The 14117-nt window shown below is 42.3% G+C and carries 19 protein-coding genes; all 19 read left to right on the forward strand.

The features are described from left to right. Positions 1–175 precede the first annotated feature (175 nt). The 19 genes from thrS to BUA79_RS06040 all read left to right on the forward strand — a co-directional run bounded on the left by thrS (position 176) and on the right by BUA79_RS06040 (position 13776). Positions 176–2143, forward strand: coding sequence for a threonine--tRNA ligase (gene thrS / locus BUA79_RS05960; RefSeq protein ID WP_073993452.1), 1968 nt, complete (start codon positions 176–178; stop codon positions 2141–2143). A gap of 11 nt (positions 2144–2154) precedes the next feature. After that, positions 2155–3372 carry an FprA family A-type flavoprotein gene (locus BUA79_RS05965; RefSeq protein ID WP_073993472.1) on the forward strand — a complete coding sequence of 406 codons (1218 nt, stop codon included), beginning with the start codon at positions 2155–2157 and terminating at the stop codon, positions 3370–3372. A gap of 204 nt (positions 3373–3576) precedes the next feature. Beyond that, complete coding sequence (infC, locus tag BUA79_RS05970) at positions 3577–4071, forward strand: translation initiation factor IF-3 (RefSeq protein ID WP_073993453.1); 495 nt, start codon at positions 3577–3579, stop codon at positions 4069–4071. A gap of 12 nt (positions 4072–4083) precedes the next feature. Next, the gene (rpmI, locus tag BUA79_RS05975; protein ID WP_073993454.1) at positions 4084–4281 is read left to right on the forward strand and encodes a 50S ribosomal protein L35; all 198 of its coding nucleotides are present in this window, start codon (positions 4084–4086) and stop codon (positions 4279–4281) included. 29 nt (positions 4282–4310) lie between these two features. Further along, entirely contained in the window at positions 4311–4667 is a 357-nt protein-coding gene (rplT, locus tag BUA79_RS05980) for a 50S ribosomal protein L20 (RefSeq protein WP_073993455.1), read from the forward strand. A 133-nt stretch (positions 4668–4800) separates the two neighbouring features. After that, the gene (locus BUA79_RS05985; protein ID WP_178138545.1) at positions 4801–6510 is read left to right on the forward strand and encodes a DUF5011/hyalin repeat domain-containing protein; all 1710 of its coding nucleotides are present in this window, start codon (positions 4801–4803) and stop codon (positions 6508–6510) included. Positions 6511–6544: 34 nt separating this feature from the next. Further along, a complete protein-coding gene (locus tag BUA79_RS05990) occupies positions 6545–6889 on the forward strand; it encodes a hypothetical protein (protein ID WP_178138546.1) in 345 nt (114 codons plus the stop codon). 17 nt (positions 6890–6906) lie between these two features. Continuing rightward, on the forward strand, positions 6907–7086 hold the full coding sequence (locus BUA79_RS05995) for a hypothetical protein (RefSeq protein WP_073993458.1): 180 nt from the start codon (positions 6907–6909) through the stop codon (positions 7084–7086). 21 nt (positions 7087–7107) lie between these two features. Then, a complete protein-coding gene (locus tag BUA79_RS06000; RefSeq protein WP_073993459.1) occupies positions 7108–8166 on the forward strand; it encodes an ATPase, T2SS/T4P/T4SS family in 1059 nt (352 codons plus the stop codon). Further along, a complete protein-coding gene (locus BUA79_RS06005) occupies positions 8135–9634 on the forward strand; it encodes a hypothetical protein (RefSeq protein ID WP_073993460.1) in 1500 nt (499 codons plus the stop codon). The genes BUA79_RS06000 and BUA79_RS06005 overlap by 32 nt, the downstream gene beginning before the upstream one ends. 121 nt (positions 9635–9755) lie before the next feature. Then, positions 9756–9899 (forward strand): hypothetical protein, encoded by a 144-nt coding sequence (locus BUA79_RS12500; RefSeq protein ID WP_178138547.1) that lies wholly within the window; start codon positions 9756–9758, stop codon positions 9897–9899. Positions 9900–9902: 3 nt separating this feature from the next. After that, positions 9903–10235: a hypothetical protein gene (locus tag BUA79_RS06010; protein WP_073993461.1), complete on the forward strand. Its 333-nt coding sequence runs from the start codon at positions 9903–9905 to the stop codon at positions 10233–10235. Between the two features lie 12 nt (positions 10236–10247). Then, entirely contained in the window at positions 10248–10403 is a 156-nt protein-coding gene (locus BUA79_RS12505) for a hypothetical protein (RefSeq protein WP_178138548.1), read from the forward strand. 80 nt (positions 10404–10483) lie between these two features. Then, positions 10484–10951 carry a methylglyoxal synthase gene (locus BUA79_RS06015; protein ID WP_073993462.1) on the forward strand — a complete coding sequence of 156 codons (468 nt, stop codon included), beginning with the start codon at positions 10484–10486 and terminating at the stop codon, positions 10949–10951. A gap of 93 nt (positions 10952–11044) precedes the next feature. Next, entirely contained in the window at positions 11045–11608 is a 564-nt protein-coding gene (gene folE / locus BUA79_RS06020; protein ID WP_073993463.1) for a GTP cyclohydrolase I FolE, read from the forward strand. A gap of 37 nt (positions 11609–11645) precedes the next feature. Next, positions 11646–12464, forward strand: coding sequence for a dihydropteroate synthase (folP, locus tag BUA79_RS06025; RefSeq protein WP_073993473.1), 819 nt, complete (start codon positions 11646–11648; stop codon positions 12462–12464). Next, entirely contained in the window at positions 12457–12825 is a 369-nt protein-coding gene (gene folB / locus BUA79_RS06030; RefSeq protein WP_073993464.1) for a dihydroneopterin aldolase, read from the forward strand. Before folP ends, folB begins: the two co-directional genes overlap by 8 nt. Beyond that, complete coding sequence (folK, locus tag BUA79_RS06035) at positions 12825–13298, forward strand: 2-amino-4-hydroxy-6-hydroxymethyldihydropteridine diphosphokinase (protein WP_073993465.1); 474 nt, start codon at positions 12825–12827, stop codon at positions 13296–13298. Before folB ends, folK begins: the two co-directional genes overlap by 1 nt. Position 13299: 1 nt before the next feature. Further along, positions 13300–13776, forward strand: a complete 477-nt coding sequence (locus BUA79_RS06040; RefSeq protein WP_073993466.1) for an HD domain-containing protein — start codon at positions 13300–13302, stop codon at positions 13774–13776. Positions 13777–14117: the final 341 nt, after the last annotated feature.

Genomic DNA, 14117 nt, shown 5'->3' on the forward strand with positions numbered 1-14117 from the left:
CTGCCGGGTGCAATGGAAGACCAACTCAGAGCGGCCCTAATCCGGTCCGGTGATTACGTTATCATCTAATGAAGTGGCTTTGAAAAGCAATCCGGGTGGAACCGCGGGTAATTAAGAACTCGTCCCTTACTGTACTATTACAGTAAGGGACTTTTTACATTTAAGGAGGAAACATATGAAAATATCTTTAAAAGATGGCAGTGAAAAGATTTATGAAAGTGCGATGACAATATATGAGATTGCTGCAGATATCAGCGAAGGTCTTGCCAGAATGGCCTGTGCCGGAGAAATCGACGGAGAAGTTGCTGATCTTCGCACGGTGGTCGACCGGGACTGTCAGATAAATATACTGACCTTTAACGACGAGAAGGGAAAGGCCGTATACTGGCATACGACATCTCATGTCCTTGCGCAAGCAGTAAAAAGACTGTATCCAAATGCAAAATTAACCATAGGACCTTCCATTGAGAAAGGCTTTTATTACGATTTTGAGTGCGATCCCTTTTCCAGAGAAGATCTGGATAAGATCGAAGCCGAAATGAAAAAGATTATAAAAGAAAATGCACCTCTTGAGAAGTTTACCCTGCCAAGGGAAGAAGCTATAAAGTTCATGCAGGAAAAAGATGAGCCATATAAAGTGGAGCTGATACGGGAACTTCCGCTGGATGCAGAGATTTCCTTCTATTCTCAGGGAGATTTTGTGGATTTATGCGCAGGTCCTCATTTGATGAAAACAGGACAGATTAAAGCGTTCAAACTTATTTCCTCATCAGGGGCGTATTGGAGAGGAAAATCCGAAAACCAGACGCTTACAAGGGTATACGGGATCTCGTTCGTAAAGAAGCAGGAACTGGAAGAATACATCGTTTATCTGGAGGAGATCAAAAAGCGCGATCACAACAAACTGGGACGGGAAATGGGGCTTTTCACAACAGTCGATGTTATCGGCCAGGGACTTCCGCTTTTCCTTCCAAAGGGAACAAAAATCATTCAGACACTGCAGAGATGGATTGAGGATGAAGAAGAGAAACTCGGGTACATGAGAACAAAGACGCCTTTGATGGCTAAGAAGGACTTGTACATCATTTCAGACCATTGGCATCATTATAAAGAGGGTATGTTTGTACTTGGGAACGAGGAAGATGAGAATGCTGAGGTATTTGCACTCCGTCCGATGACTTGTCCCTTCCAGTATTATGTGTATAAAGAAAGTCCAAAAAGCTACAGAGACCTTCCGTGCCGCTATGGCGAGACTTCTACTATCTTCAGGAATGAAGATTCAGGAGAAATGCATGGACTTACAAGGGTTAGACAGTTCACCATATCCGAGGGTCACCTTATTGTGAGACCGGATCAGATTGAAGAGGAATTTAAAGGATGCCTGGAACTGGCCGTGCGCTGTATGAGGACGCTGGGACTGGAAGAAGATGTTACATACCGGTTTTCAAAATGGGATCCGAACAACAAGTCCAAATATCTGGGAGAAGAGGAAGACTGGGAAAGAACCCAGGACAAAGTCCGGGAAATCCTGCACCATTTGAATCTTGATTTTACAGAGGAAGAAGGGGAGGCAGCTTTCTACGGTCCGAAATTGGATATCCAGGCCAAAAACGTCTATGGCAAAGAGGATACCATGATTACCATCCAGTTGGATTTTGCACTGGCTGAAAGATTCGACATGAGCTATATTGATTCGGACGGAAGCAAAAAGCGTCCTTTCATTATCCACAGGACTTCCATAGGATGTTATGAAAGAACTCTGGCCTGGCTGATTGAAAAATATGCGGGAAATTTTCCGACATGGCTGTGCCCGGAACAGGTGCGCGTGCTTCCAATATCAGAAAAATATCATGATTATGCAAAAAAGGTGGAGGAAAAGCTTAAGGAAAACAGCCTGCTTTGCACGGTGGATGAGAGGTCGGAAAAAATCGGCTATAAAATACGCCAGGCCAGACTGGACAGAGTCCCTTACATGCTGATAGTGGGCCAGATGGAAGAGGAAGAAGGCAGGGTGTCCGTACGGAGCCGTTACAAAGGGGATGAAGGTTCTACGGATCTGAATGCATTCATTGACGATATCAGCCGGGAGATACGAATAAAGGAAATTAGAAAGATTGAAGTCGAAGACAAAGAAGCGAAATAAAGGGTATGAAGATGGGGATAATAAATATTGCGGCCGACACATTCCAGATAACCGAGAATATCAAAGAAGGCCTTTTTGAAGGCGCCTGGGCAATGCCAAACGGTGTCTCCCTGAATGCATATATTATAAAGGGAGATAAAACGGCGGTTATAGACGGAGGACAAGGTGCTTTTATGGCAGGGGAAATCATTTCCTGTCTGGAAAGTCAGAATGTTCCGCCTGAAAACGTAGATTATCTTGTCATTAACCACATGGAACCGGATCATTCGGGATGGCTGAAGGAATTCTTTGACATAAATAAAAAGGTGCAGATAGTCTGTGCGGAAAGAGGCAAAAATCTTCTGGACGCCTTTCTGGGGATAAAAGATAATATTATCGTGGTTAAGGAGGGAGACGTGCTGGATCTTGGAAAAGGACATGTCCTGACCTTTACGGAGATTCCGAACGTACATTGGCCGGATACGATTGCGTCATTTGACACGCTGACGAAAGTCCTGTTTTCCTGTGATGCATTTGGAGGATTTGGCAGCCTGGAAGGCACCCACTACGCTGATGAACTGGAACCGGAAGAGAAGCTGCTTTTTGAAAAGGAAATGCTCCGATACTATTCCAATATACTGGCAACTTTTTCGTCCCAGGTCAAGAATGCTGTGGGAAAGTGCCGAAAACTCGAGCCTTTGCTGATTGCTCCAGGTCACGGACTGATGTGGAGAAACACGGAAGATGTATTTGACACCTATGAAAATTTTGCGCTGTATCAAAAGGGAATTGCACGCGAAGAGATTCTCCTGCTTTGGGGATCCATGTATGGAATGACCGGGAAAGCTGTAGGCCATGTCCGGAAAATCCTGGAAGAAGATGGCATAAAAGTTCATGAGATCCGGGTTCCGCAGACACCCTATGGAGAAATACTGACCTGCGCATGGAGCTCGACTGGAGTTATCCTGGCCATGCCGACCTATGAATATAAAATGTTTTCACCGATGGCTTTCGCCCTTGAAGAGATGGGCAGGAAGAAAATCAATAACAGGATTGCTTTCCGGTTCGGATCCTATGGTTGGTCCGGAGGAGCCCAGAAAGAGCTGGATGAAATCATGGAACGGCTGAAGATGGGGTGGGAATTTATTGAACCTGTGGAGTTCAATGGGAATCCATCCGAAGAAGAATTACAGAAAATCGGGGATCTGGCAAAAAGCCTTGCGGAAGCTGTCAGGCAAAAATGTCGTTGACAGGACCTGGAATAAGTGATAGTATAACTAAGTTAATAAAAAGAAAGAAGCAGAGTATCCACTCTCACCCGGCACTTACTATGTGACCTGCGGTTAATATAAGCATTTTGTTTTGTGTGCATATTATGTGGATAGTCTGACTATCCACTTTTTTTGCTTATGTATTTATTTGATTATAGGAGGTGCACTACTATTAGCGATTTAATGATTAATGAACAAATCAGGGATAAAGAAATCCGTCTGATTGGTGAGAATGGCGAACAGCTTGGGATTTTTCCGGTGAAAGAGGCGCTTGCAATGGCAAAGGAAGCCGAGATGGATCTGGTTAAAATTGCCCCACAGGCAAAACCCCCGGTATGCAGGATTATCGATTATGGAAAGTATAAGTACGAACTTACCAGAAAAGAAAAAGAAGCCAAAAAGAAGCAGAAGACTATCGAAATCAAGGAAGTCCGTTTATCACCAAACATTGACACGAATGATTTAATGACCAAATCCAATATGGCCAGAAAGTTCATTGATAAAGGCGACAAAGTTAAAGTGACTTTAAGATTCAGAGGCAGGGAAATGGCTCATGTGGCAAACAGCAGGCATATACTGGATGATTTTGCTGAAAACTTAAGTGACATTGCAGTCGTCGAAAAAGCACCTAAAATGGAAGGCAGATCCATGACGATGTATTTAGTTGAAAAGAAATAGGAGGATATCATAATGCCAAAAATGAAGACCAATAAATCAGCAGCGAAACGTTTTAAGAAAACGGGGACAGGAAAGTTGAAAAGAATGAAAGCTTTCAAAAGCCATATTCTTAACAAAAAGTCTGCTAAGAGAAAAAGAAATCTCAGACATGCAACAATGACTGATGCAACAAACGTAAAGAACATGAAGAAAATTTTACCATATCTTTAATATGGATATTTATATAGGAGGAAATTAACATGGCAAGAATTAAGGGCGGATTAAATGCTAAGAAGAAACACAACAGAGTTTTAAAATTAGCTAAAGGCTACAGAGGAGCCAGATCTAATCAGTATAGAGTAGCAAAACAGTCTGTTATGAGGGCCTTAACAAGTTCTTATGCAGGCAGAAAAGAAAGAAAGAGACAGTTCAGACAGCTCTGGATCGCAAGAATCAATGCAGCTGCAAGAATCAACGGATTATCTTACAGCAAATTGATGTATGGGCTGAAATTAGCCGAAATCGATATCAACAGAAAAATGCTGGCTGAGCTGGCAGTAAATGATGCTGACGGTTTCGCAAAGCTTGCTGAGACAGCCAAAAGCAAATTAGCATAATCGAAATAGAAGGCCTTTAATCGGGCCTTTTTATTTTTTGTCTTGACGACAGAATTAAAAAATGATAACATTATTTTATCGAATCAATTCTGATTTTCTTATTTCAATTTCAAAAAATCCCAAACTTTACTAATTGAATATTGTAGGAGGTGTTTTTATCGTACTTAAAAATGCAGTTAAACAACTTTTGAGCGCCGTTTTTATGGTTGCTGTTTTTTGTCTGGCAAGGGGAGACACTGTATGGGCGTATGGGGAGAAGATTGACGGTTTTCAAACCCATTATGAAATCCATAACCAGTATATTTCAGGTGGGTGCCTTGTGCTGGAAGGGTTCTATTATGTGTATGAGCTTCAGAATTTTACGGATAGTTCAAGGGGAACCGGGACCCACCATTATTATTTAGAGCTGAATAACAACGGGGAAACAAAAAAGTACTACGATACCGGCAATTACTATATGGATCTGACGGAACTGGAATTCAAAACGGGTTATCCCTGGGCCAGCGTCGGAGAGGATGCCGTGGTCAGCCCAAGCAGGACTGATTGCAATTACCGGTACAGGGACATAGGTTTTCAGTTCAGGATCCCGATGGCGGACCTGACCGACTTTAAAGGCCTTGCCGCATCCTGGAATATGAAGTTAACCTGTGTTGCCACTAATACCTATAAGGGAAGAGGAACTGAAGTCCCGTTTAAACAGGAAAGCATATATTGCAGCAGAACGTTCTCAAATCTTAAGTTTCAGGACTATTCGGTTATGCCTTACAGCGGATTTTCCACATTATCTTCGAGAGTATATGCTTCTATAGGATATGTAAGATCCGGCCCCGGACGGGGAACGAATATTATGAAATACAATGGAAAAAATATCTATTGGGCGGAAGGAGAATGGTTCAATGATCTATCCAATAACGCCGCCGTAAGCGTGGGGAGTGAAAAAGTTACCTGGTATGGATTAAGGTATGGAGGTGTTTATCTGGACGGTGTAAGGTACCGGGCCAAATATGATCCGGGCGGCACATACGGCTGGCTTCCCTCCGTGTTTCTGGATTCTATCAGCGGAACTCCGTATGTCATTACAATAGAAAACACTCCTCCGGTCATCATGGCGAAAGATATAGCGGTAACCGAAGGGACATTGATTGATGCATCTCTTCTTCTAAATGGCGTTTCAGCCTATGATCATTCATTCGGGACGATTGTCCCATCGATATATTCGACAAATCTTGCTTTAAATTCCACGCAAAACGATACAGGTATATATTATGTGACATATCATGCCGCAGACACAAATATGGCCGAAACCTATAAGACGGTCCAGATAACCATAAAAAACGAGATTCCGCGAATCTATGCAGGCAACAAAAATTTTGGATATGGAAAAGTACTGACGAAAGACTTTCTTCTGGAAAACGTCACGGCATTTGATCTGGGGGACGGAGATCTTACGGATCAGATTGTGATTGCTGACTCTGGCGGTCTGGTTCTGGATTCAGATGCCAACGAGAATGGGACCTATACCATCACATATGCGGTAACAGACAGCCATAACACAACCGGATATGAGAAGGGGTTTCTGTATATATTTAAACGGCATGTACGTTCCATAAGCCTGGACAGCATGAGTACATTGTCAGCGGATTCAAAATGGAATACACGCATGCTCAGGGCCGACCTTGCCACGATTCTGGAAAGATATGGAGTGGAGGAAGCATATGAACAGTCATGGTATTTTGAAAATCAGGACAAGGATCGGATACGGGCATATGTTTTTGAGCATGGACCATCACGGGAAACGAATCGCTGGATACTTGACAATTTTTCAGAATGCAGGGTGAAATAAAATGCGAATAATCATAACAACCTTTTGTCTGATAATGACATTTGTAATAAGCGGAGCGGTGCATATCAACGCTGCCGCCGGGAATTCGAGGGAAATGGAGCTACAGGAGTCGTTAGATCACAGCATTACGGATACGCTGGAAACTCTTTTTGTCAATAAATCCTATGAAATACAGGATGCTGATGAATTGATGGCAGATTTTTGCGCCGGATTTTGCGCCGGACAAAACTCAAATGCAGACATCACGGTTAATCTGATCGGAGCAAATTATGACGAAGGACTTGTTTTTATTGAAGTGATAGCTGATTTCAGCTATCAGAATAATAATAAAGGAAAAGTCCGATGCAGAAAAGCCGTTTTGCTTGAAGAAGAAATATAAGGAAAGGAGGTGATGATATGGGAGCAATCTTTGAGAAATACAGTGGAATGATTATTGGGATTATTGCAGCAATTATCCTGATCGGTGTGTCTGTTGGGATAGGAAATCAGTTTAAGACAAGTTCTGCAACCCAGTTTACAAATCTGGAAGGAATTATAACCGAAGAAGTCAGCAAGGCAGAATTGGGTATGAACTAAACGTGAATTCATGAGGTGAAAATGGAGATTAAATTAGACAATGTAGTTCTGGATGAGATAAACGAATATTTAATGGATGAGAATATTACGGATCTTAACTGGAACGGCAGGGAGTTGTGGTTAGATGACTTGAACAGGGGAAGGCTTCTGTCGGATAAGAAACTGAGTGCCCGCTTTGTTGAGAATTTTTCCATCAGGCTGGCGAATCTTATGAATCTGAATTTCAATAAGCATAATCCGCTCCTGGAAGCAGAAACGGATGATTTAAGGATTTCCATAATTCATGAAAGCGTTGCAAAAACCGGCAGAAGCATCTCCATACGTAAAACCCCTGTTGTGAAACGTTTAAACAGAAGAATAATGATAGAATCCGGATTTTGTCCAGAAGAAATATGCAACTTTATGGAAAATGCCATCAGAGCCCATTGCAGCACCATCATTTGCGGACTCCCCTCAGTAGGTAAAACGGAGTATCTGAAAGCGTTAAGCGCATATATCCCGGCACATGAAAGGGTAGCGACCATTGAAGACAACCTTGAAATTCACTTCAAGGACATAAATCCCCGTAATGATTGCGTAGAACTAAAAATTACAGAATCCTTTCCATTTGAAAAAGCTATAGCCTCCTGCCTTAGACACAATGTTAAGTGGACATTGTTGTCTGAAGCAAGGGGCAGGGAGGTTGTGCATCTGATGAATAACTTATCCAATGGGACCTGGTGTATGACGACCCTTCATGCGAACAATGTAAGGAAAATTCCTGACAGGATAGCAAATATGGTTGGAGAAGCGTATGTGCACGAGAGATTCATAAACAATATTTATGCATTTCTTGATATTGGAGTCCATATCAATGCAAGTGTGAGACAGGATGAGGAGATAACAAGAAGGATTGAACAGATTTGCGTTTTCAGCCGTGAAGACAATAATAATATTCTGTCCATAATTTACGAGGATGGCCAGCTGTATCCGGATAAACTCACATATGAGATCCGGCATCGTTTCGAAAAAAACGGAATAAAGGATCCTTTCCGGGAAGGAGGATGGCATGAAACTGATCAGTCCGGTAAAAGAGTTTAAGCAGCGGATGATGACTAACGTTTCAATCCGGAATTTTTCCGGCGGTCTTATCCTGTTTCTGGGAGCCGTAATGGTCACATCACTTCTATACAGACTGAATGTCCTGTATATGGCTGTGCTCCTGATTGTGGGACTTGTGGTATATCCTGTTCTGACCAAATCAAAGAGCATAAGCAGGTACGAAGAAAATAGATTTACAGACGTCTGCTCCTATCTGGAGCAGATGTGTTCCTCCTTTCAGAAAGATGCAAAAATACTAAATGCATTAAAGGACAGCCGCTTAGTAGTTGAGGGGAGACTTGGAATTCTGGTTGATGAGGCGGCTGCATACATTGAAAATGGGATATGCCATGAAAAAGACATATATACCGAAGCTTTCCAAATCATTGAAAAGGAATATTCATGCAGGCGAATGGTTTCCCTGCATGAATTCATGGTTAAAGTGGAAATGTCCGGGGGTGATTACCATAATTCCCTGAACATCATACTTAGAGACCTGCATCTGTGGATGGAGAGAACAATTCTGTTTCAGCGGAATATCGCAACTACAAAAGTAAACTATGTGGTGGTTTTATTCCTATCCATTATATCCTGCACGATGGCCATGATCATGTCCGGCCTGTCAAGGGGGCAGAGTGATTATCTGGCGGCTTACCTCGATATCACGGGCTACAGCCTATATCAGATGATGACTGCGCTGTTTATTTTGAGCTGCATGATGTCCCTTGTTTTGATTTACAAAAAGTTGACAGGAAGCTGGCTGGATTTTCGAAAAAGTGAAACCATTATATTGGGAGACTATAAAACGGCTACAAAATATGATACAAGAAAAGCGGTACGACGTTTGCTGCCGCTGATGAGTGTGTTGTCCCTGGCGGGGATTGTCCTTCTGTTCTTCGGCAAATACTGGCAGGCGGTGCTGGTTTTTCTGGCAGCTCTTTTCATATTCAGCATTCCTTCGCTGAAATACAAAATGGCAAGGAGAAGCACAATTGAAGAAATAAAGATGGCCTTTCCGGAGTGGCTGCGCGAGATCACGCTGAACCTCCAATATCAGACGATACAGATGGCCATTCAATTTTCCTATGACGGTTCGCCCGTAGTGCTAAAGGAATCATTACAAAAATTTATTGGGCAGCTGCACGAAAATCCGAAAGGTATAGAACCATACCATCATTATCTGTCTGAATTTGATATCTCGGAGATCACTTCTGCCATGCGGATTCTATATAGTATGAGCGAACTGTCCCATGAAAAGTCCCAGGAAATGCTGAATGTTCTGACTGAACGAAATTACAGCATGATAGATAAAGCTGAAAAAATCTACGACAAAAATAAGATTGCCACCATCAAGCAATTGCTGTATATGCCAATGATATTCAGTATGTGTAAGATTTTTACGGATCTTATCCTGTTTTCAAACTCTTTTTTTTCTGGATTCTCGCAAATAGGCAATTTTATTCAATGAAGGGGGGACTTGCGATGGATATGCTGATGGAGTATTTCGGAGGGATTTTGTTTATTCCGGCTGCGGTAACAATGATCATGTTTTTTGCAAAATTACTGGAAATTGTGACGGGAGGGGTATGATGCAGGAAATATTTGAGGAATATGGAGCTGTAAGTCTGAACACAATAATAGTCATCATATTGATGGCGATATTCATGAATATTTTGCATGACACATCGATGCATTCAGGTGCTGCATTGATTCAATTTATTGGATCGGGGTGAAGTATGAGGGTATTAGTTGAAAGTTTCCTGATTTATATGCTGCTGGTATTTATATTTTTTGTGTCCCTGGAATATGTGATTATGAATAAGCAGATAATAACCGCCCGTGAATTCCATTCAGCCTGTGTGGATAATATTGAGAATGCCGCCTTTGATACAAATACAATAAAGGCCTGGGAGGAGAATGCCCAAAAAAATGGTTTCAATCTGCTTGTAAAGAGTGTGGATGGCGCCAACATTCTTTCCCCCTGTTATTACGTTGAGGTTACATATAATACGGGAATCAGGTTATTAGGGGTCAGCGGAGAAGGCGTGATTCAGGGGTACGCCAGATAGGGAGGATTTGAAATGGATCTGATAATAAAAAAATATAGCGAGATAATAATCATGATTATTGCCGTACTGATGTGCGCCGGACTAATCGTACCCATGACCGCGAGGGTTAAATCTATGACGCAGCTGCAGGTAGAAGCAGTAAACGCAGCGGACTTTGGTCAGGAATAAAGTTATATATAATTTGACATTTTTCTCTTTTGTCTTATACTTAATAAAAAGTGTGATACCTACAGACAAAGGAGAAAAATATGTCCGATTATATATCTTTTACGATTGGAAAACAAAAAAACATTGCTCTTATTGCTCATGATAATTACAAGCAGCGCCTGATAGAATGGTGCAGGGTGAATTATGATATTCTTTCCCTTCATAATTTGTGTGGAACCGGTACAACGGCGAGGATGATAACAGACAAATCAGGTCTTCACGTAAGAGGTTTTAATAGCGGTCCGTTGGGGGGAGACCAGCAAGTGGGTGCTAGAATAGTAGAAGGGAAAATCGACATCGTAATCTTCTTCTCAGACCCTCTGACCGCCCAGCCACATGACCCGGATGTAAAGGCGCTCCTCCGCATAGCTCAGGTCTATGACATACCGATTGCCAACAATGAAGCGACAGCTGATTTTATTATTACTTCAAAATACTTCAACAGCGAATACACGCACGAAGTAATAAACTTCAAAAAAAATATTTCTGACAGGGCAGACAGCCTATAATTCATCAAAAATATTGTCGTAAATCTCATTATGTATTATAATCGGTATGAAGAACCGTGAAACCTGATGGTTTAGAAAATGGAGGAAGCCTGAATGGATAAAGATAGGATAGAAAAAGCAGTAAGAGAAATATTATATGCGGTGGGTGAGAACCCGGACCGAGAGGGGCTTATCGACACGCCAAGAAGAATTGCTAAAATGTATGAGGAAATTTTTTCCGGTATTGACCAGGATCCGGCAAAACATCTGGAAATATATTTTCAAGAGGAGAAATATGAGGAGCTGGTGCTGATCAAGGATATTCCTTTTTATTCAGTGTGTGAACACCACTTGGTTCCCTTCTTCGGAAAGGCTCATGTGGGCTATCTTCCGAAGGATGGAAAGCTTACCGGCTTGAGCAAGCTGGCCAGGGTAGTTGAAACAGTGGCGAAAAGGCCGCAGCTTCAGGAAAGGCTTACAGCTTCGGTGGCGGATGCCATACAGAACACTTTGGAGCCTTATGGAGTGATAGTTGTCGTGGAGGCGGAACACATGTGCATGACTATGAGGGGTGTTAAAAAACCTGGCTCCAAGACAATTACTTCTGCAGTTAGAGGTGTGTTTGCATCAGATGCAAAAGCCCGCGCAGAGGTTCTGTCCATCATTAACATGAAATAGGGTGGTGGTAACAGCTATGAACATTAAGGATTATAAAATGATGATCGGCCAAAAGGAAATATGCTTTGGAAAGCAGACCTATATTATGGGGATACTTAATGTCACCCCAGATTCTTTTTCGGATGGTGGAGATTATACGGATACAGACAAAGCGGTTGAACATGCAAAGGATATGCTTCATGATGGCGCAGTGATGATTGATGTAGGCGGGGAATCGACAAGACCTGGTTATACCTTGATATCTGAAGAAGAAGAAATCCGAAGAATATCACCGGTTATCCGACGTCTTCGTGAGGAAACCGATGCGATTATTTCAGTAGACACATATAAACCGAAAGTTGCAGTGGCGGCTATAGACAGCGGGGCCCATATTATAAATGATATATGGGGCCTCCAGAGCGATCCGGAGATGATCAGGGTTGCTGCGAAATACCAGGTGCCAGTCATTATAATGCACAATCAGGATGGAACCTTTTATAAAGATCTGATGGGCGAGATAAAAGCATTCTTAGTACAGTCCATCGATATCGCACTTAAGGGCGGACTGAAGAATGAAAATATAATTCTGGATCCAGGTGTAGGTTTTGGCAAGACAATGGAGCAGAATATGGAAGTTATGGCCAATCTGGATCAGATCAGGGAACTGGGGTATCCTGTTCTTCTGGGTACATCCAGAAAAAGAATGATTGGCAGTATCCTGGGGTTGAATGAGCCGAAATTGAGGGTAAATGGAACCGTTGCGACGACTGTAATGGGAATTATGCAGGGAATTGACATTGTAAGGGTTCATGACGTAAGGGAAAACGCAGAGGCGGCTAAGATTACCGATGCGATAATGAGGAATCTGAATGGATAAAATCATATTAAACAACATGGTTTTCCATGCATTTCACGGTGCCATGGAGGAAGAACAGAGACTGGGACAGCTTTTCTATCTGGATGCTGTCCTCTTTGTGGATTTGAAAACGGCCGGCGATTCGGATGATGTGAATGACACCATCCACTATGGGTTAGTATACGAAAAAATCAAGGAAATAATGGAAAAAGAACGCTATAATCTTATAGAAGCATTAGCCCAGAGGATTTGCAGCGTGTTATTGGAGGGGTATTCCACGCTGGAAAAAATACAGGTTACAATTCGCAAACCTTCCGCTCCAGTGGCCGGGATATTTGACTACATGGGCGTTGAGATAACCAGAACCAGGGGAGAGTCATAATGAAAAAGGTCTATCTGAGTCTGGGAAGCAACATGGGTGATACAAGGGCGAACCTGAAAGAAGCAATGGATGTCCTGAAGACGGAAATGGAGATAACGAAGGTATCCTCCTTCTATGAAACCGAGCCTGTAGGTTATACAGATCAGGACTGGTTTCTTAATATCGTGGTGGAGGCGTACACTTGTCTGGAACCGCTTGAACTTCTTGCGTTTTGCCAGGATGTGGAAAATAAGATGAAACGGGTAAAAACCATACGGTTTGGCCCCAGAAATATTGATGTGGATATCCTGTTGTATGAAGATTTCAGTATCAACCAGGAAGTGCTGACGATTCCCCACCCAAGAATGAAGGAACGTGCTTTTGTCCTGGTTCCTCTTTATGAGATTGCTCCGGATTTGCTGATAGGTAAGGAACCGATTGCTGATATATTGAAAAACCTCAAAGGGGAGCAGGTCAGGAAACTGGAGGACTGATATGGACAGGGTAAACAGAATATTGAGAGATGAAGGATATCTCTCTCATCTTAAAAAAATCAAGATACTGGAAGCTGAAAGAAGGTTCTGCCGTCATGATATCGAGCATTTTCTGGATGTATGCCGGATTGCTTGGATCCTGAACCTTGAACAGGACCTGCACCTGGAGAAGGAGCTGGTATATGCAGCTGGCCTTCTTCATGATATAGGGAGATGGGTCCAGATTGAAAACGGCCAGGACCATGCCGAAGCCAGCAGTGTTTTGTGCAAAGAAATCCTGATGCGGTGTGGATTTGAAACAGAGGAGATGGAACAGATACAGGAAGCCATACAGAAACATCGTACAGAAATGGATGGAAGCAGTCTTGTGAAGGTGGTTTACAAGGCAGACAAGCTGTCCAGAAAATGCTTCGCATGTCCCGTAATTGGTGAATGCAAGAATTATAATCCGGGTGATGACCCGTGGCTTATATACTAAAAAAAGAACCGCTGAAAACGCAATGTCATTAAGTTAAGAGAAGACAAATAATACAACGAGGATTTCGAAATTCAGATATAGTCTTTTTCTGAGTTCGGAATCCTTTTTTGCTATATTCTTGAAGGTATATTAGATTTATATGTATGCCAAAAAGACAGATTGTCATCTGCCATTTTTAATAGTATTATTGTTATGGATTAAGCTACTCTGTAGAGGAATCCAACTGCGGTCTGGGATTTGACTTTACGAGGGTCTTGACGCCCAGGCCGTATTGGTAAAATATATTTCTGTATTAATGTAACGACATCCAATGACGTTACATTAATACACTTTAGATATCG

Origin of the sequence: Parasporobacterium paucivorans DSM 15970 (assembly GCF_900141895.1) — a bacterium.
Taxonomy (GTDB): Bacteria; Bacillota; Clostridia; order Lachnospirales; family Lachnospiraceae; genus Parasporobacterium; species Parasporobacterium paucivorans.

Bases quoted from the DNA above. Each gene is read 5' to 3' on its own strand.
- BUA79_RS06010 (WP_073993461.1), top strand. From the start codon at position 9,903: ATGAGGGTATTAGTTGAAAGTTTCCTGATTTATATGCTGCTGGTATTT.
- rplT (WP_073993455.1), top strand. From the start codon at position 4,311: ATGGCAAGAATTAAGGGCGGATTAAATGCTAAGAAGAAACACAACAGA.
- BUA79_RS06040 (WP_073993466.1), top strand. From the start codon at position 13,300: ATGGACAGGGTAAACAGAATATTGAGAGATGAAGGATATCTCTCTCAT.
- BUA79_RS12500 (WP_178138547.1), top strand. From the start codon at position 9,756: ATGCAGGAAATATTTGAGGAATATGGAGCTGTAAGTCTGAACACAATA.
- folK (WP_073993465.1), top strand. From the start codon at position 12,825: ATGAAAAAGGTCTATCTGAGTCTGGGAAGCAACATGGGTGATACAAGG.
- rpmI (WP_073993454.1), top strand. From the start codon at position 4,084: ATGCCAAAAATGAAGACCAATAAATCAGCAGCGAAACGTTTTAAGAAA.
- BUA79_RS12505 (WP_178138548.1), top strand. From the start codon at position 10,248: ATGGATCTGATAATAAAAAAATATAGCGAGATAATAATCATGATTATT.
- BUA79_RS06015 (WP_073993462.1), top strand. From the start codon at position 10,484: ATGTCCGATTATATATCTTTTACGATTGGAAAACAAAAAAACATTGCT.
- BUA79_RS05965 (WP_073993472.1), top strand. From the start codon at position 2,155: ATGGGGATAATAAATATTGCGGCCGACACATTCCAGATAACCGAGAAT.
- thrS (WP_073993452.1), top strand. From the start codon at position 176: ATGAAAATATCTTTAAAAGATGGCAGTGAAAAGATTTATGAAAGTGCG.
- folB (WP_073993464.1), top strand. From the start codon at position 12,457: ATGGATAAAATCATATTAAACAACATGGTTTTCCATGCATTTCACGGT.
- folP (WP_073993473.1), top strand. From the start codon at position 11,646: ATGATGATCGGCCAAAAGGAAATATGCTTTGGAAAGCAGACCTATATT.
- infC (WP_073993453.1), top strand. From the start codon at position 3,577: ATGATTAATGAACAAATCAGGGATAAAGAAATCCGTCTGATTGGTGAG.
- folE (WP_073993463.1), top strand. From the start codon at position 11,045: ATGGATAAAGATAGGATAGAAAAAGCAGTAAGAGAAATATTATATGCG.
- BUA79_RS05995 (WP_073993458.1), top strand. From the start codon at position 6,907: ATGGGAGCAATCTTTGAGAAATACAGTGGAATGATTATTGGGATTATT.
- BUA79_RS06000 (WP_073993459.1), top strand. From the start codon at position 7,108: ATGGAGATTAAATTAGACAATGTAGTTCTGGATGAGATAAACGAATAT.
- BUA79_RS05990 (WP_178138546.1), top strand. From the start codon at position 6,545: ATGACATTTGTAATAAGCGGAGCGGTGCATATCAACGCTGCCGCCGGG.
- BUA79_RS06005 (WP_073993460.1), top strand. From the start codon at position 8,135: ATGAAACTGATCAGTCCGGTAAAAGAGTTTAAGCAGCGGATGATGACT.